The sequence below is a fragment of the Chloroflexaceae bacterium genome (genome assembly GCA_025057155.1).
Classification (GTDB): Bacteria; Chloroflexota; Chloroflexia; order Chloroflexales; family Chloroflexaceae; genus JACAEO01.
In genome coordinates this window covers 1-276 of record JANWYD010000146.1, presented here as the reverse complement: position 1 = coordinate 276, position 276 = coordinate 1, and the positions used below count along the sequence as shown (strand labels likewise).

The 276-nt window shown below is 62.0% G+C and carries 1 protein-coding gene; it reads left to right on the top strand.

Annotated features, from left to right (window positions below):
- Nucleotides 1-276 (top strand): hypothetical protein (locus NZU74_20725; protein MCS6883749.1); only part of this gene is annotated, 276 nt, incomplete at both ends.

Here is a 276-nt window from a genome sequence, read left to right as displayed (position 1 = left end):
ACATTGATGGCTCGCGGCTGAGCGGCTGGTGGTTGAACTCGGGCGCAAACGGCGACAACGGCCAAGCGCTAACGGCGCTCGAATTTGACGGCTACCTGAACTTGATAGATGAGGCCGACCCACGCAACAACCTGAGCCTGCCCTGGCATGTGTTGCCGCGCCGCGCCGGCGATACCGAGCCGGCGACAACTACGCTCTACTTGGAAAACAGGAGTGGCCAGCTGGAGTTGTTCAATCACGGCATCGGCCCGGCCTACGTGGACGGCTATTCGCTGG